This window comes from Streptococcus rifensis (assembly GCF_053203525.1).
Genome location: NZ_JBRUCW010000016.1, coordinates 31,753 through 54,256, shown reverse-complemented (window position 1 = coordinate 54,256; position 22,504 = coordinate 31,753). Strand labels below are relative to the sequence as shown.

General features: G+C 39.7%; 13 protein-coding genes and 1 pseudogene. 10 read left to right on the top strand and 4 right to left on the bottom strand.

The window, feature by feature from the left end:
* The first annotated feature begins 10 nt into the window (after nucleotides 1-10).
* From ACVRYP_RS09465 to ACVRYP_RS09455, 3 genes are all read left to right on the top strand, one after another.
* Nucleotides 11-1,738 carry an ABC transporter ATP-binding protein gene (locus tag ACVRYP_RS09465; RefSeq protein ID WP_447468482.1) on the top strand — a complete coding sequence of 576 codons (1,728 nt, stop codon included), beginning with the start codon at nucleotides 11-13 and terminating at the stop codon, nucleotides 1,736-1,738.
* A gap of 1 nt (nucleotide 1,739) precedes the next feature.
* Nucleotides 1,740-3,488 (top strand): ABC transporter ATP-binding protein, encoded by a 1,749-nt coding sequence (locus tag ACVRYP_RS09460; protein ID WP_447468470.1) that lies wholly within the window; start codon nucleotides 1,740-1,742, stop codon nucleotides 3,486-3,488.
* 284 nt (nucleotides 3,489-3,772) lie between these two features.
* Nucleotides 3,773-5,443: a formate--tetrahydrofolate ligase gene (locus ACVRYP_RS09455; RefSeq protein WP_447468469.1), complete on the top strand. Its 1,671-nt coding sequence runs from the start codon at nucleotides 3,773-3,775 to the stop codon at nucleotides 5,441-5,443.
* 53 nt (nucleotides 5,444-5,496) lie between these two features.
* On the opposite strand, the gene msrB is transcribed toward ACVRYP_RS09455, so the two are convergent.
* On the bottom strand, nucleotides 5,497-5,928 hold the full coding sequence (gene msrB / locus ACVRYP_RS09450) for a peptide-methionine (R)-S-oxide reductase MsrB (protein WP_447468468.1): 432 nt from the start codon (nucleotides 5,926-5,928) through the stop codon (nucleotides 5,497-5,499).
* Nucleotides 5,929-6,249: 321 nt separating this feature from the next.
* Here msrB and ACVRYP_RS09445 point away from each other — a divergent pair, with 321 nt between their 5' ends.
* The 7 genes and pseudogenes from ACVRYP_RS09445 to xerS all read left to right on the top strand — a co-directional run bounded on the left by ACVRYP_RS09445 (nucleotide 6,250) and on the right by xerS (nucleotide 18,552).
* Nucleotides 6,250-6,948, top strand: coding sequence for an MgtC/SapB family protein (locus ACVRYP_RS09445; RefSeq protein ID WP_447468467.1), 699 nt, complete (start codon nucleotides 6,250-6,252; stop codon nucleotides 6,946-6,948).
* 175 nt (nucleotides 6,949-7,123) lie between these two features.
* Nucleotides 7,124-7,456, top strand: coding sequence for a putative DNA-binding protein (locus ACVRYP_RS09440; protein ID WP_447468481.1), 333 nt, complete (start codon nucleotides 7,124-7,126; stop codon nucleotides 7,454-7,456).
* A gap of 17 nt (nucleotides 7,457-7,473) precedes the next feature.
* Nucleotides 7,474-9,027: a signal recognition particle protein gene (gene ffh / locus ACVRYP_RS09435; RefSeq protein ID WP_447468466.1), complete on the top strand. Its 1,554-nt coding sequence runs from the start codon at nucleotides 7,474-7,476 to the stop codon at nucleotides 9,025-9,027.
* Between the two features lie 679 nt (nucleotides 9,028-9,706).
* Nucleotides 9,707-13,850: pseudogene (locus ACVRYP_RS09430) on the top strand (S8 family serine peptidase); the annotation flags it as partial.
* Nucleotides 13,851-14,477: 627 nt separating this feature from the next.
* Nucleotides 14,478-15,488, top strand: coding sequence for a hypothetical protein (locus ACVRYP_RS09425; RefSeq protein ID WP_447468465.1), 1,011 nt, complete (start codon nucleotides 14,478-14,480; stop codon nucleotides 15,486-15,488).
* A complete protein-coding gene (locus tag ACVRYP_RS09420) occupies nucleotides 15,488-16,969 on the top strand; it encodes an LA2681 family HEPN domain-containing protein (RefSeq protein ID WP_447468464.1) in 1,482 nt (493 codons plus the stop codon). Before ACVRYP_RS09425 ends, ACVRYP_RS09420 begins: the two co-directional genes overlap by 1 nt.
* 512 nt (nucleotides 16,970-17,481) lie before the next feature.
* Nucleotides 17,482-18,552: a tyrosine recombinase XerS gene (gene xerS / locus ACVRYP_RS09415; protein ID WP_447468463.1), complete on the top strand. Its 1,071-nt coding sequence runs from the start codon at nucleotides 17,482-17,484 to the stop codon at nucleotides 18,550-18,552.
* 39 nt (nucleotides 18,553-18,591) lie between these two features.
* Here xerS and ACVRYP_RS09410 read toward each other — a convergent pair whose 3' ends face one another.
* From ACVRYP_RS09410 to ACVRYP_RS09400, 3 genes are read right to left on the bottom strand one after another with little or no spacing between them, the layout of a single operon-like run.
* Nucleotides 18,592-20,157: a PASTA domain-containing protein gene (locus ACVRYP_RS09410; RefSeq protein WP_447468462.1), complete on the bottom strand. Its 1,566-nt coding sequence runs from the start codon at nucleotides 20,155-20,157 to the stop codon at nucleotides 18,592-18,594.
* Entirely contained in the window at nucleotides 20,147-20,824 is a 678-nt protein-coding gene (locus ACVRYP_RS09405) for an ABC transporter ATP-binding protein (protein ID WP_447468461.1), read from the bottom strand. Before ACVRYP_RS09405 ends, ACVRYP_RS09410 begins: the two co-directional genes overlap by 11 nt.
* An 11-nt stretch (nucleotides 20,825-20,835) precedes the next feature.
* The gene (locus tag ACVRYP_RS09400) at nucleotides 20,836-22,365 is read right to left on the bottom strand and encodes an ABC transporter permease (RefSeq protein ID WP_447468460.1); all 1,530 of its coding nucleotides are present in this window, start codon (nucleotides 22,363-22,365) and stop codon (nucleotides 20,836-20,838) included.
* Between the last annotated feature and the right edge of the window lie 139 nt (nucleotides 22,366-22,504).

Here is a 22,504-nt window from a genome sequence, read left to right as displayed (position 1 = left end):
GAGCCAGAGCATGTTAGCAGCGATCTGGACTTTCGTGAAAACTAACTGGATGACCTATAGTGTGGTAGCTGTTGGATTGACCATTTCTTATGGGCTTTTTGTCGTTCCGACCAAGATGACCCAGACTGTGATTAATCACATTAGCCAGGGAACATTGACTCGGGAGAATCTAATCACGGCTATCGCAACAGTTTTGACAGCTGGTATTGTAACCTATGTGGCTGACCATATCTGGGTTCGACTTCTGTTTGGCAAAGCAAGCACCTATCGCTTTGACTTGCGTCGTCGCCTGTTTGGTAAGCTGATTCAGATGCGGACGCCCTTTTATGAAAAATTCCGCTCAGGGGATATGCTGACACGCTTTACCAATGACACCAATGACTATTCCGAATTACTCGGTTTTGGGGTTATGAGTATTTTTTCGGCTCTGGGAACGATTTTCTTTGTCCTGCCAGCTATGGTTCTCATTTCCTGGCAGATTACCCTATTGGCCACGCTGCCTATTATCATCTTGGGCGTGTTGGTTTATCTGATCAGTGCCAAGCAAGAGATTGCTTCTGAGGAATCTCGGGAAGCCGTGGCACAACTGAGCAACGAAGTGTTAGAAGTGGTCGAGGGTATCCGAGTGACACGCGCCTACGGTAAAAAAGAGTTGGGGGCGAGACGCTTTCAAGAAAAAACAGCCAACTTGGTCAAGAAAAATGACAGGATTATGTTTTACCAGTCCGCCTATGGCCGGTTATCGCTCACCTTTTTAGGCATCAGTACAGCTTTTGTCGTCGGCTTTGGTGGACACTACATGACCCAGGGACAACTCCAGCTTGGAGACGTCGTGGCTCTGCAACTCTATTCCATCATGCTCATGGACCCTATGTGGGTGCTGTCGGATATGGTTCTGATTTATCAGATTGGGAAGGTTGCCTATGACAAGCTGACCGAATTGATGGAGACGACCGATGATATGGAAGAGGACGGTCAGCTCGCATTTAGTGAGTTGGACCGCATCCATTTTGAAGATTACAGTTTTACCTATTCAGGCAGCCAGCAGCCAGCGCTTGACCATATCACAGTGACCTTGGAAAAAGGTCAGACACTGGGGATTGTCGGCAAAACTGGTAGTGGGAAGACGACCTTGGTCAGACAATTATTACGTCAATATCCTGTGGGAACAGGCCAATACCTGGTCAATGATCGCCCGATTACCAACTACCGTCGAAGAGGTTTCGAAGATAAGCTGGGCTACGTGCCCCAAGAGCATATTTTGTTTTCCCGCAGTGTGGAAGACAATATCCGTTTTGGTCAGCCTGATTCCAAGACTGTCCAGATAATCGATGCTGTTGATGCTGCTGCCTTTTCTGATGATTTAGAACGTATGAGTGAAGGCCTTTCTACCATGGTTGGGGAAAAAGGAGTCTCCATCTCAGGTGGTCAAAAACAGAGGATTTCAATTGCCAGAGCCTTAATCAAAGAGCCAGAACTCTTGATTTTGGACGACTCGCTCTCAGCGGTTGATGCCAAAACAGAACGCCAAATCATCGAAAATATCCAGAAACTTCGTGCGGGCAAGACCAATGTGATTGTGACCCATCGCTTATCTGCGGTGCAACACGCGGACTGGGTAATTGTTTTAGACGAGGGGCGCGTGATAGAGGAAGGACGACCAGAAGAATTGGTCCGTCAAAACGGTTGGTATGCTGAGCAGTACCAACGCCAACAAAGTGAAGAAGGAGGTGCTTAAATTGAACATTGCCATTCGATTAGCATCGGAAATTAAGCATTTCTGGAAATTATTTGCCGTGGGCATGGTCCTCATGCTTGTTTCGGGGTTTATGATTCAGGGTGCACCGCTCATTGTCCAGGGCGTGATTGACAACCTGTTAACCCCAGTCTCCAAGGGAGCAAATCTGGATACAGGACGTCTCTTGAGCCAACTTGGTCTTTTTGTCGGTTTGACTGTTGTGGGCAATGCTATCAGTTATGCATCTGTAAGACTGCTCATGCATGTGGCTAACAAGGTCGGTGAAACCCTGCGAAATAGAGCTTACAACACCATGCAGGCTCTACCGATTTCTTATTTTGACGATAAACCCGCTGGTAAAATTTCAGCCCGCATCGTGAACGACACCGAGACGCTACGTAGTCAATTCTACGGGACGATGCTCTCTAACGTCATCATTAACCTGCTATGGGTCGTCATTATCTATGTGGTCTTGCTGTCTTTAAACCTTTGGCTTGGTCTTGTGCTGTTGCTTTTAATTCCCATATTTATCTATTGGCAAAAAGCATACAGCAAACAGACCGAGTCTGCCATGACTGATTTTTACGAGGCACAGAGTGAACTTAACAGCCAGGTCAATGAAGCTATGAATGGTGCTAGCATTATCCAGCTCTTCGGCCAAGAAGAGTCTATGACTGATCAGTTTGATGAAACCGCTCAGCGCATGCTAACGTCAGACTTAAAAATGACCAAGGTTGAGGCTACCATGTCCTGGACCTTAGTCGAGTTGTTTAAACGCCTCGTCTTAGCTTTAATTCTGGCGACCGTTGGCTACTATGTTATTGGTGGCCGTCTAGGGATTACAGCAGGCTTGATTTTCTCCTATGTCAATTATGTGGAACGTCTCTTTAACGCCCTGGGCATGTTGGTCAGACTATTGCCTAATATGCAGCGTTCTTTAGCGACTGGCAAACGGGTTTATGAGCTTTTAGACCAAGCGCTTGAAGCAGACAGTGAAGAAATATTAACAGTATCAGCTGGAAATGTTGTGTTTGAGAATGTTTCTTTTGCCTATAAGGATGCCAACTGGGTCTTAAAAAACATTAGCATTGAAGCTAAAAAAGGTGAGACCGTAGCCCTTGTTGGTCACACAGGATCAGGGAAAAGTTCCATCATGAACCTGCTTTTTCGCTTTTACGATCCTCAACACGGTCGCATCCTAATTGATGGTCAGGACATTGCCAGCTTTAACCGGGAGAGTGTCAGGGCCGATATGGGGATAGTCCTTCAGGACCCTTATCTCTTCACAGGGACTATTGCCAGCAATGTTGCTATGGATGATGCTGATATGCCAGAAGTGGTCATCAGAGAATCGCTCGAGAAGGTCGGAGCTAGCCCTATGCTAGAGCGTTTGGAACACGGAATTTACGAGCCTGTTGTTGAAAAAGGCAATGCCTTTTCGAGTGGTGAGCGGCAGTTGATTGCCTTTGCCAGAACCTTGGCTTCTGACCCTAAAATCCTCATCCTTGATGAAGCGACCTCGCACATTGATACCGAAACCGAAGAAGTGATTCAAAAAGCCATGGATGTGGTCAAGGAAGGGCGGACGACCTTTATCATCGCCCATCGGCTCTCTACCATTCAAACAGCTGATCAAATCCTCGTCCTACACGAAGGGGAGATTGTCGAACGTGGCAACCACCACGAACTCCTGGCTCTTGGCGGACGCTATGCTGATATGCACCGCCTGCAGCAACACGTTTCTGTTTAAAAATAGATGGTCACAACTTTTTATACTGAAATGATATGTCATGATAAAAGGTTTACCAAGCGATGACTTAGACTGACCAGCAAACTATAGTATATGTTAAATTAAGAGCAAATAGGGCCCTGAAAAGGGAAATCTAGTTGCTCTTTTTTAATCCATACGTTAAAACTGTAATTAGAGTGTTTGTTCGGATTATATTGTTTGTAAAAGGCTTTTTCTAATAAGTTCTAAATGAATTGAAAAATAAAATGGTATAATAGGGTCAAATGATTTTCAAAGGAGTTATCATGAAAACAGATATTGAAATTGCACAAAGCGTGACCTTAAAACCCATTACTGAAATTGCTAAAAAAGCCGAAATCAAGGAAGATGATTTGGAGCTTTATGGGAAGTACAAGGCGAAACTGTCTTTTGATGCGATTCAGGAAGCAGGAAAAGAAAACAAGGGCAAGTTAATCTTGGTGACAGCCATCAACCCAACACCAGCAGGTGAAGGTAAGTCTACAGTGACAATTGGCTTGGCCGATGCTTTGTCTCATGTCGGCAAAAAAACCATGATAGCCCTTCGTGAGCCTTCTCTTGGCCCTGTTATGGGGGTAAAGGGTGGTGCAGCAGGAGGTGGATTTGCTCAAGTCCTTCCTATGGAAGACATCAATCTTCATTTTACGGGAGATATGCACGCCATCACAACTGCCAATAACGCCTTATCTGCTCTTATTGATAATCATTTGCACCAAGGTAATGAACTCAATATCGACCCTCGTCGCATTCTATGGAAACGGGTTGTAGACCTCAATGACCGGGCTCTTCGTCAGGTGACAATTGGTCTTGGAAGTCCCCTTAATGGTATTCCACGTGAAGATGGTTTTGACATTACCGTTGCTAGTGAAATCATGGCTATTCTCTGCCTGGCGACCAGCCTTGAAAACCTCAAAGAACGTCTGGCAAGTATTGTGATTGGTTATCGTTATGACCGTACACCTGTCTATGTGCGCGACCTCAAGGTAGAAGGTGCGCTAGCACTTATCCTAAAAGATGCCTTGAAACCGAATTTGGTTCAAACCATTTATGGCACACCTGCTCTTGTTCACGGTGGTCCATTTGCTAATATTGCCCATGGTTGCAACTCGGTTCTTGCGACCACGACTGCTCTAGGATTAGCGGATTATGTGGTTACTGAAGCCGGTTTTGGGGCTGATCTAGGCGCAGAAAAATTCCTAGACATCAAAGTACCACAACTTCCAAAAACTCCTGATGCGGTTGTTATTGTCGCCACCATTCGTGCCCTTAAAATGCATGGTGGTATAGCTAAGACAGACTTAACGGATGAAAATGTAGAGGCATTAGAAGTTGGATTTGCAAACTTAGCCCGTCACGTTGCCAATATTCGCCAGTATGGCGTGCCAGTAGTAGTCGCCATCAATGAATTTGTTTCGGATACTGAAGCTGAAATCGAGACGCTTAAAGCACTTTGCGCGTCAATTGATGTTCCAGTTGCTTTGACGTCGGTATGGGCTAAAGGAGCAGAAGGTGGCGTCGCTTTAGCTGAAGCCTTGATTGAAACACTGGATACCAAGCCAAGCAACTATACCCGTCTTTACCAAGATGACGAGAGCATTGAAGCGAAAATAGAAGCCATCGTGACCAACATTTATGGTGGTAATAAGGTTATTTTTGAAAAGAAAGCTCAAACACAAATTGCTCAAATTGTTAAAAACGGTTGGGATAATTTGCCAATCTGTATGGCCAAAACCCAATATAGTTTTTCTGACGATCCAACCTTGCTTGGGGCTCCGGAAAACTTTGCCATTACTATTCGCGAGTTAGTGCCAAAACTAGGTGCAGGCTTTATTGTGGCTCTTACTGGGGATGTCATGACCATGCCTGGTCTGCCAAAAGCGCCAGCCGCCCTTAATATGGACGTAACCTCTGATGGCACAGCAGTAGGACTCTTCTAAAGCAAACCAAAAGACCTCTAACAATCTGTCAAAGGACTGTTGGAGGTCTCTTTTTAGGGTTTAAACAGTTCTTCATACTCTGCATAGCCTTCGGCTGTTAAGTCATCTTTAGCGATAAAACGCAAGGCCGCTGAGTTGATGCAGTAGCGCAAACCGCCTTGATCCACAGGACCATCGGAAAAAACATGCCCTAGATGGGAATCAGCCTCTTGGCTACGCACTTCGATACGGTGCATGCCGTAGCTATAGTCTGCCAGATTTTTAACCTTGGTAATCGGCTTTGTAAAGGCCGGCCAACCGCACCCAGCATCATACTTGTCCAGAGAGGAGAAGAGGGGCTCACCGCTCACGATATCGACATAGATCCCTTCCTCATAAAAATCATCGTACTCCCCGGTGAAGGGTGCTTCAGTTGCATTGTTCTGCGTGACCTCGTACTGGATATTTGTCAAACGCTCTTTTAAATTATCTTTAGATTCAGTCATAGAAAACCTCCTTTTCACCTATTATAGCGCAGAATATAAAATTGGTCAGAAATAAAATATGAAAGAGCTAAAAACATATGTGTCCCTAAGAAACAAAATCGTTGCAGAATTGGTGTTAATTTGCTACTATATAGTCATGCGATGAGCCGAATTTGGCAATAGCCATATTTGCGCATGGGAGGTCATTAACGCAGGAGCGGACCTTGATAGACTGTGTGAACCTTTCTATCTCACTATCTGAGTGCCCATAACCCCACTTTATTGTGGGGTCTTTTTTGTTATAAAAATGATATAATAGCAGTAACAAGAAAGGAGATTATCATGGATTTTTTAACCCAACCTTTTGAAGCAATCCGTGTCCTCACCCCTTTAGAAATGGTTATTCGGATAGTCTTAGCTGTTCTTTTAGGAGGAATAGTAGGAATGGAGCGGGGAATCAAGAATAAGGCAGCTGGCTTACGAACCTTTATTCTAGTGTCACTAGGTTCAGCAATTATCATGATGACCAATCAGTACATCCATCAAATCTATGGAGAAGGGGATCCCGTTCGAATGGGTGCTCAAGTCGTTAGTGGGATAGGTTTTCTAGGTGCCGGTACCATTATGGTTACCACGAAAAACCAAATTAAGGGCTTGACAACAGCTGCGAGCCTCTGGGGAGTAGCAGCCAATGGTATGGCAGTGGGTATCGGTGCCTATGAATTAGCAATTCTTGGAGGCGTTATGCTTTATCTCACTATGGAAGTGGTTATTCGACTGGACCTTTACATTCGAAATAAAAGTAAAATTATCGATATCTATGTTGAGATTGATAAAAAAACTCCTTTAGATACAATTCGTCAAAAACTATCTGAAAAAAATATCTCTATCCATAAAATGGAGTATATCACTGATAAAAATCCTCACGACAGTGTCTCTCCATTGATTGTAGGGATTCCCGTCACTGAAAAATACAGTTTTGAGGATCTGTGTGCACTTATTGAGAGTATCGAAGGCGTTATTTATACCGAAAGAGTTTGATATAATTAAATTTATGCAAAATATTAAATATAGTTAACACGTATTTTTGCATAATTTAAGTTATGTAAAATAAATTATTCTCATTTTAACTTATTTTAAGGTCTTTTAACTTAAGTGGCTTTATCTATAGGGAAAATTTCAACAAATGCGCTATATTTTTGATATAATAGGACTTATGGAAATTGAAAAAACAAATCGCATGAATGCGTTATTTGAGTTTTATGCTGCTTTGTTAACGGACAAACAAATGAACTATATTGAACTTTATTACGCAGACGACTACAGTTTAGTAGAAATTGCGGAAGAATTTAATGTTAGCCGACAAGCAGTATATGATAATATCAAACGTACGGAAAAGATTTTAGAAGACTACGAGAAGAAATTGCACATGTACTCTGACTACATTGTTAGAAGCCATATATTTGATGAATTTTTGGAGAAGTATCCGGAGGACACCTTTATCCAAGAGAAAATTTCCCTACTAGCTAGTATCGATAATAGAGATTAAGGAGAACTGGTAATACCATGGCATTTGAAAGTTTAACTGAACGTTTACAAAATGTATTTAAGGGCCTTCGCGGAAAGAAAAAGATTTCTGAAGCGGACGTCCAAGAGGTCACCAAAGAAATCCGATTAGCGCTTTTGGAGGCTGATGTTGCTCTTCCTGTCGTTAAAGAATTTGTGCGCAATATTCGTACGCGGGCACTTGGTCAAGAAGTTATTGACACCTTGAACCCTGCTCAACAGGTTGTTAAAATTGTCAATGAAGAGTTGACCGAAATTTTGGGGTCAGATACTGCAGAACTTATCAAATCTCCTAAGATTCCAACCATTATCATGATGGTCGGTCTTCAAGGGGCTGGTAAAACAACCTTTGCAGGGAAGCTAGCTAATAAACTGAAGAAAGACGAGAAAGCTCGTCCGATGATGATTGCAGCGGATATTTATCGTCCCGCCGCAATTGATCAGTTGAAAACACTTGGTCATCAAATCGATGTCCCAGTCTTTGAACTTGGTAATCAAGTGCCAGCCGTTGAGATTGTACGTCAAGGGTTAGAAGAAGCCCGCAAACATCATAACGATTATGTCCTTATCGATACAGCTGGTCGCCTTCAGATTGATGAAGTCTTGATGACTGAGCTTCGTGACGTTAAATCTTTAGCACAACCTAACGAAATCCTACTCGTTGTGGATGCCATGATTGGTCAAGAAGCTGCTAACGTTGCTCGCGAGTTCAATGAACAACTGGATATTACAGGTGTTGTCCTAACTAAGATCGATGGGGATACCCGTGGTGGTGCTGCGCTTTCAGTGCGTCAAATTACTGGGCAACCGATCAAGTATACGGGTACCGGTGAGAAAATCACAGATATTGAAACCTTCCACCCAGATCGTATGGCTAGCCGTATTTTGGGAATGGGTGACTTGTTAACCCTCATTGAGAAGGCGTCAGCAGATTATGATGAGAAGAAATCACTAGAGCTCGCTGAAAAAATGCGTGAAAACACTTTTGATTTCAATGACTTTATTTCGCAGTTAGACCAAGTTCAGAACATGGGACCTATGGAAGAATTACTGAAGATGATTCCTGGTATGGCTGGGAATCCGGCCCTCTCAAATCTCAAGGTAGATGAGAAGGAAATTGCTCGTAAGAAAGCCATTGTCCAATCGATGACTCCTGAAGAACGTGAAAATCCAGAGCTATTGACACCAAGCCGTCGCCGTCGTATCGCAACTGGTTCAGGAAATAGTTTCGTAGACGTCAACAAATTCATCAAAGATTTTAACCAAGCTAAAACCATGATGCAGGGTGTGATGAGTGGGGACATGTCTAAGATGATGCGTGACATGGGAATCAACCCGAACAATATGCCGAAAAACATGCCAAATATGCCTGATATGTCCGGCATGGATATGTCAGCTCTTGGTGGGATGCCAGGTATGCCAGATATGGGCAATATGGACATGAGTCAAATGTTTGGTGGAGGCCTTAAAGGTAAAATTGGTGCCTTTGCTGCAGAACAAAGCATGAAACGCATGGCTAATAAAATGAAAAAAGCGAAGAAGAAGCGCAAATAACAATTAAGCGGCTGGACACTATCTGCCAGTCGCTTTCGCTATTATTTACAAGGGGAGGATGTATTAAATGAGTAATAGTTTCTTTTTAATTCTTTTCACCTGCCTGCTTTATGCAATTATCCGGTATTTTTCATATATTACGAAAGATAGAGAGTCTCATGAGGATGGTGGACGACTTAATAATCTTTTTGTTGGACGTTTAATTTTTTGGCTAGGTGGTATTATCTTAACCTTCTTTATCTATGATATTTTTCGTATACAGCTATCTGTAGACCGCTTTTTCTTAATTAAGGGCCTGGCTTTTATCATCCTGACTATTCTTCTCCTTATTTTGGGGGAAGTTTTGGTCAAAAAACTCCACAAAAAACGGAAGAAATGACCAGATATTGGTATTCCAAAATAAGTGCTAACTAAAAGAAAACAGTCAATCTATTTATGATTGCTGTTTTCTTTTTACTAAGAATCACATTAATGGGATCTCTTATATATCAGCTACCTGTTATCCAAATTCTCAGTAAAGCAAACATTTTCTACTAATTAGCTATAATAGATATCTTATGTAACGTCTTTTCAATAATATCTAAATAAAATTAATATTTAAAAAACATTGAATTGTCTGACAAATTATGTTTTAATAATTAAGTAATCTTTTGTTACATACTTAGGAGGTATATTATATATGGAGAAGAAACAAATCTTTTCAATTCGGAAATACAAAGTCGGTACCTTATCTGTTCTCTTAGGTGCTTTCTTTTTACTGTCTGGTCATCAGCTTGTCAGCGCTGATGATTTATCAGAGGCTCAAGACTTAACAGTCATTTCTTATGACACGATAAGCAATTTACCGCCAGATAGTGAGACGACTATTGTGGGGTATCAGCAACAAGTCACTGATGAGGCTGGAACTAGTGAAACTATCGTCTCAGAAACGAGTGTAACTGAAGAGACAGACTCTCAGGTGGTAGTGGATCCACAAATTGACGTTGTACATTCTGATCTTACTGAGCCTCAGCCTTCGGAAGTTGAAGTGGATCACATTCGAAAAGAAGATAAGGTAGCCGCTTCTGAGGAGGAAGACACAGAAGTACCTACACCTTTAAATGATACTCCTCAAAATATCGATAGCAACACGATAATTTCTGTTCCATCTACATGGGAAAGTGGCTATAAAGGCGAGGGGATGGTTGTTGCCATCATCGATTCTGGATTAGATGTTGATCATGATGTGTTGCAAATTAGTGATGTCACCAAAGCCAAATACAAGTCTGAAGATGAGATGAAAGCTGCTATGGCTGAGAATGGCATTACTTATGGGAAATGGTACAATGATAAAGTTATCTTTGGCTATAACTATGTAGATGTCAACACTGAGTTAAAAGAGGCAGATAAGACTTCTCACGGAATGCATGTGACCGGTATTGCAGCTGGAAATCCTTCTCAGCCGGTTCGAGATGAACTGATCTATGGAGTTGCCCCAGAAGCACAGGTTATGTTTATGCGCGTCTTCTCTGATGTTCATAACCGTACAGGAGCAGCCCTTTACGTTCAAGCCATTAAAGATGCTGTTAAGCTTGGTGCAGACAGCATCAACCTTAGTCTAGGAAGCGCTACAGGGTCTCTAACTAATGTGGGAGACCAGGTAATTGCAGCTATTGAGATGGCTAGAAGGGCAGGCGTTTCTGTAGTGATTGCGGCTGGAAATGATGGAACGTTTGGTTCTGGTCATACCTTGCCTCTTGCCACTAACCCTGATTATGGCCTTGTAGGTAGTCCCTCTACCGCTCGTGATGCCATCTCAGTTGCTTCCTTCAACAATTCAACTGTTATAGGAGAAGTTGTTCAAATTATCGGTCTGGAGGACAATGAGGATCTCAATAATGGGAAAAGTTCCTTTACAAATCCAAATGTCAGCAAAGAAAAATTTGAACAAAATAAAGCCTATGAGTTAGTTTATGCTGGACTTGGTAAACCCGAAGATTTTGAAGGAAAAGACTTTTCTGGTAAGTTAGCACTCATCAAACGTGGTGAGTTTGACTTCACTGTTAAAGTGGCAAACGCAGCAGCAAGTGGAGCAGTAGGAGCTGTTATCTTTAATCATACAGCCGGAGAGAGCAATGTCAATATGTCTATTGCAGAAGCTGGACGTGCCATTCCTGCCATCTTTATTCCAGCTGAGTTTGGAGAAGCTCTGGTTGCTAATCCTGATTTAAAACTGATGTTCAAAGGGGAGTTAGATAAATCAGCCAACCCTAGAGCAGGTGAATTCTCAGATTTTTCCAGTTGGGGACTGACAGCTGATGGCGAATTAAAACCTGATATTTCAGCTCCAGGTGGTGGAATATACGCATCGATAAACGATAACGAATACGACATGATGAGCGGAACTAGTATGGCAGCTCCGCATGTCGCAGGTGCGGTAGTCCTTGTCAAACAATACCTCAAGGAAGCCTATCCAGAAAAAACCAATGCTGAGTTGGAAGCTTTGGTGAAGCATCTTATCATGAGCACAGCAACTCCTCATATTAATTCGCTCACAAGAGCTTACACGTCTCCTCGTCAACAAGGAGCAGGACTCTTGGACACAAAAGCAGCTATTTCAACAGGTCTTTATGCCACAGGTAAGGACGATTACAGTAGTATCACACTTGGGAATGTTGATGAGACCTTTAGCTTTGACGTCATCGTTCACAACATTACAAATGAAGCCAAAACTCTAAACTATCAAACTCATGTCAATACCGATTATGTTGAAAAAGGCTTAATCACTCTTTATCCATTGGAGCTTGGTACTATTTCTGGCGAAAAAACGATCACAGTTGCCCCGAATAGCAGTACAACAGTCCAAATCACAGTTGATACAAAAATGTATACTGAAGCCTTAACGCAAATGATGCCAAACGGTTACTATCTTGAAGGTTTTGTCCGCTTTGTTGATCCAGTTGACGGTGCTGATGTTATTAGTATTCCTTATGTCGGGTTCAAAGGAGAGTTCCAAAATCTAGATATCTTAGAAGAACCTGTTTATGATTTGATTTCGGATGGAAAAGGCGGGGTTTATTTTGCCCCCAAAACTGATCTAATTGTTCCAGGATATGAAAACTATACTGGACTAGTAACTAATAGTTCTGAAGTTGTTTATTCAAATGGTGATGCCAGAAACAGTTTAGGTATTAAACTGCTTGGTTCCTTTACCAATGAAAATGATCAATTCGTATTAGAAGTCGATGAGTCAGGAACACCTTATTTAGCTATTTCGCCAAATGGCGATGGTAATCAAGATGTTTTGGCATTTAAAGGCGTCTTCTTACGTAATTATAATAACCTAGTTGCAAGTGTTTTCCATGCAGAGGATATTAACCTTGAAACTCCTCTATGGACAAGTAGACCAACAGGCGGGATCAAGAATTACTTTAGCGGAGTTCCGCAAAATCCAAAATCTACCATCGTTGTTCCGACCGAATGGGCAGGTGAGGATCAGGATGGCAAGCCATTGGAAGATGGTTTCTATAAATATGTTCTGACCTATTATCCAGATGTTATCGGCGCTGAACAGCAAACCATGATTTTCGACGTTATTGTTGATCGCCAGTCACCAGAAATCACAACAGCAACCTATGATGACACCAGCTTTGTATTTACGCCACGTAACCCAATCGTTTATGGTCCTTCGCCAATCGTGCGAGACCAGGTATTCTACTTGGCAAAAGATGAAAATGGCAACACAAGCATTACTGAACAGGATCCTATAACCGGTCAGGTTGTTATTCGCGATAATAGAGTTTATATTGCTAAAAATGCTGACGGCTCCTTTACTTTACCGTTAGACTTAGCAGATTTATCTGAATTTTATTATACGGTTGAGGATTTTGCGGGAAATCTTGTGTCCGCTAAAGTCGAAAACTTAGTTGCTATCGGTAACGATTTGGGGCTCGTTGAGGTCAACGTTATTAATGAAGAAACAGGCCGTCCAACTGGTATTACCTATTCTTTCTCTGTCAAAGATGCCGATGGCAATCTTGTGACTGACTTGCCTCGCAACGGCGATGCTAAAAATGTTCTAAAACTACCATTTGGAACCTATAGCTTTGAAATTTTCTTGTACGACACAGAAAGATCAGTTATGACCGGTCAGGAAGTTGTTGTTGTTACCTTAACAGAAGAAGCCAGCCTTCAGCGAGCCAATTTCTATGTCAAACTCTTACCAAAAGAAGCAATGACCGTAGTCTTTGACCAAGTTGCCCCAGATGGAACAACAGTTACTTTGACTAATGAAAAGGGATTAACCATGACCTTACCGGCTGCTAGATACAACAGGCAAGCCTTTGGTAAGGATATACCGATCGGTACATATACTTTAGATATTACATTACCAGAGGGTTATGAAATTCTTGAAGACCTCAATACCATTGTTGTTGATGTTTTAGAAGATCAGCAAAATGTTACCAAGTTGACCTTGATTGATAAGAGGGCTCTGATTGCTGCTAAACTTGATAATCTAGCACTAAACCCACTTTACTACAATGCTCGTCCTGAGCTAAAACAGGCTTATGACGAGGCCTTAAAGCAAGCTGAACAGGTTATGATGGCAAAACATGACCAAGCAACTGTCAATCAGGCAGCTGAAGCTTTATCAGCAGCTAAAGAGGCACTTGACGGTAAGGTGACAGACAAAACGGCCTTAGCAGAACTCGTTAATGTTTCAGTTCAACTTGTTGATTCCGCTGATGTACTATACAAAAATGCTACTGAGTCAATTAAGGTAGACTTTGAGCAAAACTTAGAACTGGCTAAAGAAACCTTGACCAAAGAACATGCCACACAAGCTGAAGTCGATGCCATTTTGGAACGCTTGGAAGGATCCAAAAATCAATTAGATGGGAAAGCTGAGGAAAAACCTCAAAACATTTTGATGACCATCTTTGGATTTTTCAAGAAAATTATTAAAGGTTTTTTCCCAATCTGGGGAAGACCTTAACAAAAATTGGTAAGACAATCTAAAAAACTGGGACCTTAATTAGTCCCGGTTTTTTAGTTTTCCTTGTAATTACGTTCAAGACATGGAGAAGAAATCAATTACAATAAATCCAGTTTTGACTTGAATAAAGTCCATTTTTATAGAATATTAGTTGAAATTTTTTTTAGTAAAACTAAAAATTTATGAACAATTGAGACAACGTGGTCTAAACCCTTGATAATACTGAGATAGAAGAATAAAGTACATTCTCTAAAAAATGTACTTTATTTTTGTTTTGTATATTATTTTAAACTCTAATAAAGTACAGTATTGGATGAGGAGATTGTGGTTTGGTTGGAGATTCAATTGTACAAAATAATATCGAAAATGGCGGTGAGGTAATAGGCTCAATTGTACATTTTGTATTATTGACAAGGTAGAGAATATAGCAGTGTTAGTGGTATAATAAAAGTAAAATGATTTTCAGGAGGAATAGATGAGATCGCATACAGTTATTCTAGGAGCAGGTGCTACTATTGCAGCAATTCCAAATGGTGATAAAAACGGAAAAAGTTCTTCAGTAATGAATGGATTGATAAAAAAGCTAAATTTAGAAGAACTCCTTGCAGATGTAGAATTACAGACAGAGAGTGAGAATTTGGAAGATATTTATTCAGAACTATATGAAAGAGAAGAGTGTACTGAGGTGGTTAAAGAGTTAGAAGAAAGACTCTATGCTTACTTTGCCTCACTAGAGTTACCTGATGAGCCAACTATATATGATTTTTTGATACTAAGTTTAACCAATAAGGATTGTATAGCAACATTTAATTGGGATCCCTTACTAATTCAAGCCTATGTCCGCTGTTCAAAAATCACTCAGAACTTGCCTCAAATTCTTTGTTTACACGGTAATGGTGGCGTTGGTTTTTGTGAAGAACACATTGAATTTGGAATAATAGATTGGCGTTGCCCCAATTGTCTTAATAGATTTGAACCAACTAAATTATTATATCCTGTAAAAAATAAAAACTACTCTTCAGATAAATACATTGATTGGTGTTGGAGAGCATTAGATTTCTTTATTGATAACTCATATATGTTGACTGTTTTTGGGTACAGTGCACCTAAAAGTGACCTGGAAGCAGTAAATTTAATGAAAAAAGCATGGAGAACTATTGAAGAAAGACAACTTGAAGAAGTTTCAGTAATAGATGTTATTGATGAAGAATCTATGCTAAATACCTGGAAAGATTTCATTCATACTCATCATTATAGATATTCCAACTCATTTTTTGATTCTTACTTAGCCAAATTTCCAAGAAGAACTTGTGAAACTGTATTTGCCACATTTTCTTTAAACGTTCCTTCTGATGGAAGTAAAGGGTTTAAAGAGAACTTTAATTGGGAGAATATCAAAGAGTACATAGCGGATATGCTTGTTGAAGAAATGGAACATGATGGGAAATCATCTCTAAAATCTAAATATTTAATTTGGGGAAAATAATGAAGTATAAAAATCCAATTGATAGTAAAATACTAGAAATATCAGTTAAGTTTGATTTAGCGTATGAGAGTAGAGATATTGAGGAAATTAAAAGACTTATTGATTTTGGGAAGAAAGTTGAAAATGGAATTGATGAACTTTCAAAAATTCAATTGTTTTATTCTATAGGTACAGCTTTTGGAAATATATTTGAATTAAGTGAAGGTTCAATTTTCAATTATGATTCCGAATATATTATTCAGCAAATTTATTATTTTAGAAAAGCCATTTCAATTTCAAATAAGATAGAAATAGCTCCTGAAAATATGGCTTTTATACATCCTATACTTTGTTCATTATATACAAATTATGGTAATTTACTTGATGCATGTGGTAGAAAACAATTAGCCATCGAAATGTATAGAAAAGCGATGAAGATTAACCCTGAATTTACAATGGCTAGTGGCAATTTAGCTATCTCTCTGGACAATTATCGTTACTTTGTAAATGAGACTGAACAATTTCACTTTGTTAAGGAGATAAAGAGTCTATTAGAGAATGTCTTATTCATTGTCGATCCAAATAGATTTAGTATGGCTGAGGAAAGATTTTTAAAGCTTTATGAAAGTTATTCTGCTTTTGATGTTTCTAGAGAATGCACATGTAAAGATTATGAATACAACTCCATATCTCAAGATTATCGTCATTGGTGCCACAAGAATCTTCTTTATCTAAATCCTCTTAATGATTTACAGTCAAATGAAGTACATAGATACGATGACAACCTATTACTTCCTAATTTATTAGGGAATTCTAAAGAGGACCCAACAAGACACTTCTCCATGTTTAATCAGATAAAGCAAGAATATATTTATGCTCGTTATCTTTGTTTCAATAGTTTAGAAGTAGATGAAGTCCATTTCGCAGATGAAAATGTAAGCCTAATTGACTGCCTTGATTACACACAATATTCTGTTAGAATTGAGGGATTAAAAACAGCTTTTAAAACTCTATATTCATTATTGGATAAAGTAGCGTTGTTACTAAATGAATATTTCTCAATTGGAATTTCAATAAGGAACGTTAATTTTCACAGTATTTGGAATAGGTCTAATGTTTTGAAAGATCTTTTAAACAAGAATATTGGTTTACTATCAATTTATTGGATTACTAAAGACTTTGATTATGAAAGTGATTCTATGACTGCAAATCCAGACTCAAAAAAATTAAAAAAGATTAGAAATTATTTGGAGCATAGATTCACTAATGTAACTTTAGATTTTTATTATGAAGAAAAAAACAGTACGGAAAGTAGACTATTCTTGACAGAAAAAGAGTTGAGAAGATCTACAATAGATTTACTTCATCTTACTCGGGAAGTTATTTTCTCTCTAAAAAATGTTATTCAAATCCACGAATATCAAAAGAAAGAGCTACTTGGAGATAATGCTATTACATTGCCAATATCTTTAAGAGAATTTGATTTAGAGGATAAATTATAGATAATAATACTAATAGAGAGGGGGAATAATGGATAACAGAACCACCTTGGAGCTCATGATTTTTTAGATATAAAATGTGGAATAACAATGAAATAGAGAATCTTGGATCCCGAACATCTATATAAATTGGCAATAAAGAAGAGGATGTTGTTCGAGAAAAGAGGAAGAGTGCCATGTTCAATCTGTAAAGGATTAAGGCGGAAAAGAGAGCACTATGCTCAATATAAAAAATAAAGTAAGCTAGGAATTCAGCTTACTTTTTGCTTGCAAGAATTTTGTAGGGGGCAACAAGTGAAAATCACTATAAAATTCAAATGTACATTTTTCCAAAATCGACTTTAAAAAATTTTTTAGTTTTCCTTTTTAAAGCATAAAAGGTAAAATTATTTTTTAGTTATTCTTGTAGTGTGTATATATTTACCTCTGACATCTTTCCGAAAAACTATAATTTTCTTGAAAAATAGATAAGGGTGTGGTATACTACTGTTATAGAAAAACATGGAGAAAAACGAATGAAACGTGAATTGTTACTGGAAAAAATTGATCAACTTAAGGAAGGGATGCCTTGGTTTGTCCTGGATTATTACCAATCCAAGCTAGCTGTGCCTTATTCTTTTACAACCTTATACGAATACCTTAAGGAATACGATCGTTTTTTTATCTGGTTGATGGACTCTGGTATTGTTGATGTTGCTGACATGTCGAAAATTGAGCTTTCTACACTAGAAAACCTGACCAAAAAAGATATGGAATCTTTTATCCTTTATCTGCGTGAACGGCCATTACTCAATGCTAACACGACCAAACAAGGTGTCTCTCAGACAACGATAAATCGCACCTTGTCTGCCTTGTCCAGTCTCTACAAGTACTTGACCGAGGAGGTTGAAAATGAGCATGGTGAGCCTTATTTTTACCGTAATGTCATGAAAAAGGTCTCTACCAAGAAGAAAAAAGAAACCCTTGCTGCTAGAGCTGAGAACATCAAGCAAAAACTTTTTTTAGGCGATGAAACCCAAGGATTCTTGGATTACATTGAAACTGAGTACCCAGATCAGCTTTCTCCTCGGGCTCTATCGTCTTTTAATAAGAATAAGGAGCGAGATTTAGCCATTATTGCACTACTTTTGGCTTCTGGTGTCCGTCTATCTGAAGCTGTCAATCTCGATCTTAAAGATTTAAACCTTAAGATGATGCTGATTGAGGTGACCCGTAAGGGAGGAAAACGCGATTCAGTTAACGTCGCTGGCTTTGCAAAACCTTACTTAGAAAACTATTTGGCTATCCGCAACAAACGCTATAAGACCGAGAAAACAGATATTGCTCTATTTCTAACGGAATACCGCGGCTTGCCTAATCGAATTGATGCGTCTTCGATTGAAAAAATGGTCGCCAAATACTCCGAAAACTTTAAAATTCGGGTGACCCCTCATAAGTTGAGACATACCTTAGCTACAAGACTTTATGATGCCACTAAATCTCAAGTCTTAGTCAGTCATCAACTGGGCCATGCTAACACTCAAGTCACTGACCTCTATACTCATATTGTTAATGATGAACAAAAAAATGCTCTGGATCAATTATAATCCAGAGCGTTTTTACATAATTTAAAATATGTAAAAAAATTATTCGGTCATTTCTTGAATCTCATTAGTTTGCCCACTAGATCCGAGACCATTGTCAACAGGAACTTCTGGAATTATGGTAGAACTAGCCCAAACACCATTACTAATACCCACATACACATGATAATTCATGGCAATTGGAACTTCGTAATCACTTTGTTCTACTACTGTTCCACGGGGTTCAGCAGAGTTAACCCAATACGTCTCATAGGTCACTTCTGCTCCTCTAGACTGGTATTCGTCGAAGAAGTATTTAGCTAACTCACTAGACTTCTTGCCACGAATGTCTTTTAAATAGGGAGTTCCTTGAGAGTAGATGACTAAAATGTTTTTGCTTTCCTTTTCTGCTAATTGTTTGCCAGCTTCAATACTTTGTGAAATGAGGCTTCCATACCTTAGGTTCGGATTAAACTGATATTGCACGGTGACCGTTAACCCATTGGCATTGGCTGCTGCCTCAGGCGTTAAGGTAGCAAAGTCCGGTACTGTTATGCCTTTGCCAACAGAAAGGAAGATCTCAATGGTATCTTTTTTAGCAACCTTTTCTTGTGGCGCAGTTGATTGTGAAATCACTTGTCCAGCGGCTATGCTATCACTTGCTTGATCTGTATAGGTTAACTTAATCTCATTTTTTTTAGCCCAGCTTTCCACTTCTGATTTTTCCTTGCCGGTGAAATCGGGGACTTCAATGTTTTTTTCGAGGTTCTCTTTTCCTCTTGAATAGATTAGAGTAGCTTTATCCCCACGTTTATAATCTTGTTCAGTGACATCCGATGAGTTAATATCAAAACGAATCAGACGATTGGCTTCAATCGTGTCACTGTATTCTTTTTTTAAGATGATGTTTTCAGCCCTATGTTCAGTAATCCATGCTTCTGCTTCTTTGGCTGATAAAGTGTCAAAATTAGGAAGCTTAAGAACTTCTTCTGGATCTGCTCCCTTGGAAACAACCAAGCCTATTGTACTTCCTTTACGGATTTGTTTTTTAGCTTTAGCACTCTGAGAGATGATGTAATTGACCTCTTGTTCGAGGTTAAATTCTTGTGTCATATCAAAAGTGACATTGTTCTTAATACCCCATTCACGGGCTTCTGAGATAGATTTTCCTTCAAAATTGGGAATAGCTACATGCGTCAGTTTGAAGCCAAGAAAAGCCAATAATAAGGTAGCCATTATGGCACTGAGAATTAGCAGGCGTTTTTTCTTAACTTGTTTGCTATTGTAGCTGGGATCAACTTCATACAAATCATCCGTTTCATACCGTTGCCCTCTTGAGAGATGCTTTTGACTCCGAGGGCTAGGCTCCATTTCTGCTGTTTCTTCTTCTTCGTGATCTTCAAACAGTTTGGCCTCGTATGGAGGTCGGCTACTACGTCCAGAAGGTAGCTGTGTTTTGAAAGAATCTGGTTTAGTTGTAATGGAATCTGAAACAGAAGGAGTTGAAGAAACGGGCTCTGTTAAGGGTACTTTGGTGGAGACTTGGGAATCCTTACTTTCAGTTCGGTCTTTTTCCAGTAGGTCATCGTAATTCTTACCAGAAAATTTGGATAAAAAATCATTGCTCATACGGGGCTAAACGTCCTTTATGTAAGTATAAAATCTGATCGCTCTCTTTCGCAATCTCATTAGCGTGGGTCACGACGATGACACATTTCCCATGCTCATGTGCCAGTTTTTTAAAGATGGCTACAATTTCTGCTTCCATTTCTTCATCCAAGTTTCCTGTTGGCTCATCCGCAAGAATAATATCGACATTCGTTGCCAAAGCGCGTGCGATAGCAACACGCTGTTGCTCACCACCAGATAGTTGATTGATTAAGCGATCTGCCTTAAGCTTATCAAGTCCGATATAATCTAGGAGATTATAAGCCACTTCTTTCTGATCCTTAGGCAACTCATTATGTGTAATGGCCATTGGCACTAGGACATTCTCAACAGCAGTCATATAAGGGATGAGATTATACTGTTGGAAAATTATCCCAACATTATCACGCCTAAACTGGTGATAACCTAGTTCTTTGATATCTCTTCCTCGATAGAGAACTTGGCCTCCTTTGGGCTCTTCTAGCGCACTAATCAGGGAAAGGAAGGTCGTCTTCCCAGAGCCTGATTGCCCTAAAATGGTATAGAAAACACCTTTTTCAAATTGAGCAGTGGTTTCTTTTAAAATCGTTCGACGTTGTTCTCCGTCTTGATAGAAATAATTGACGTTTTTGGTTTCTAAAATAGCCATAGGTGCCTCCTTTACATCATGATTTTTTTAGGATTGAGTCGCAAAATATAAGCCAGTGGCGCTAAAGTAGCTAAAAGAGTTGTCCCTAAGCCGACACCATACATCAAGAGAATATAAAGTGGACTCAGAGTCACCTTATAGGCTGCTACGACATCGTCCGTGGTAAAGTTATGGGTGCCTAAGGTCATTGGGTTATAGTAATAGCCACTATCCATACTCATTTGGTTTTCCAGTTGGTTTTGGATCAGGCTACCAGATAACCCGTTCGCAATCAGATTACCGGTAAGGACAGCTAAAGTAATAGCCACAAAAGCAATCAGGAGAACTTCCACTAAGATTTGGGCAAAGACCTTGGTTTTATCTTCTCCAAAGGAGAGATAGATACCAAGTTCGTGCTTGCGGTCGCGTAAGAAGAGCAAAACTACAAGGGTAATAATTAAGATAGCAGCTAAAATCGCAACAATAAGGACATAACCAGCTAATTTAGACATGGATTGGACTGGACCTGCAATAGTGTCGTATTGGTCTGAGGAAGCCATAATGGTGTAATACTTTGGAAGCAAGCCCTGATTCTCTTCTTTAAATTTGTCAACATCTTCAGGTTTATTGAGAACGTAGACTGGAGTATAGTACTCTGAATCATTAATACCGACTTCTTCACCGTAAAGATTAGCATAAAATTCCCGAGAAGATTGGTTAACCTCACTAGCAACTTTATTGGGTGTATAAATAGTATTATTGGCCATTTGCTCCATAAAGGCCTTATTCATCTTGTCCATATCCCCTTGTGATTGATTTTGAGAGTCATCACCGGTGGCATTAGAATCTGTTTTAGGAACTTCAAAGATTCCGACAATGTCGAACTCAAAATCCCCAAGATTGGATGCCTGAATGTTAGGAGTTCCTTCTTCAGTCATTCCTCCATTAAAATCAACCCCATAACTGGTTAGCGTTAGGCGATCTCCTACCTTGAGGTTGTTGGGCTCAGCAATAGCTTTAGAAATCAAGACAACTTTTGCACCAGAGTCTACTTCATCTTGCGTTAAAACACGGCCATCGACTAAGTTAATTTTCTTTTCTTCAATATCAAGTATCTTAGGGTACTGGACACCTTTAAGGCTAAAGGCATGATACTCTTCACCTCCTCCAGTCATATACATACCTTGGTCAGATTGTTCTTTCAGATAGTCTGGAATAAAATATTCTAAGCTCTCTGATCCCAAGGAAGCTCCAGTATTATAATCATAATACTTAACGAAAGAAGACTGACCGACCTGTTCAATGATTTCTGGCGTTAATTCATTTTCGACCATAAAATTTTCATCTTTAGCATATTCCTTTTCAAGCGCCTTGTAATCAAGATCAATAGATGCAGTTGCCCCCATATTGTACTTGATTTTTTCTTCTACACTATTGCTGGCTTGCTGAATCGAAATAGCACCTGCAATAACATTGGAAATAATAAAAATAATCGCAAAGAGCAAAAGAGATTTTCCTTTACGTCTGGTCACGCTAAGCCAAGCACGTTTTAAAAAGTTCATAATACATCCTCCTGATTGATAAAGTGTAGAAAGCGTTTTCTTCTACTTATATTATAGCCGAATCATGATTATGATTCAAGTTAATAATGAGAATTTTCATACTATTCAAATGATTTTTGAGAAAAACATTTTTGAAACC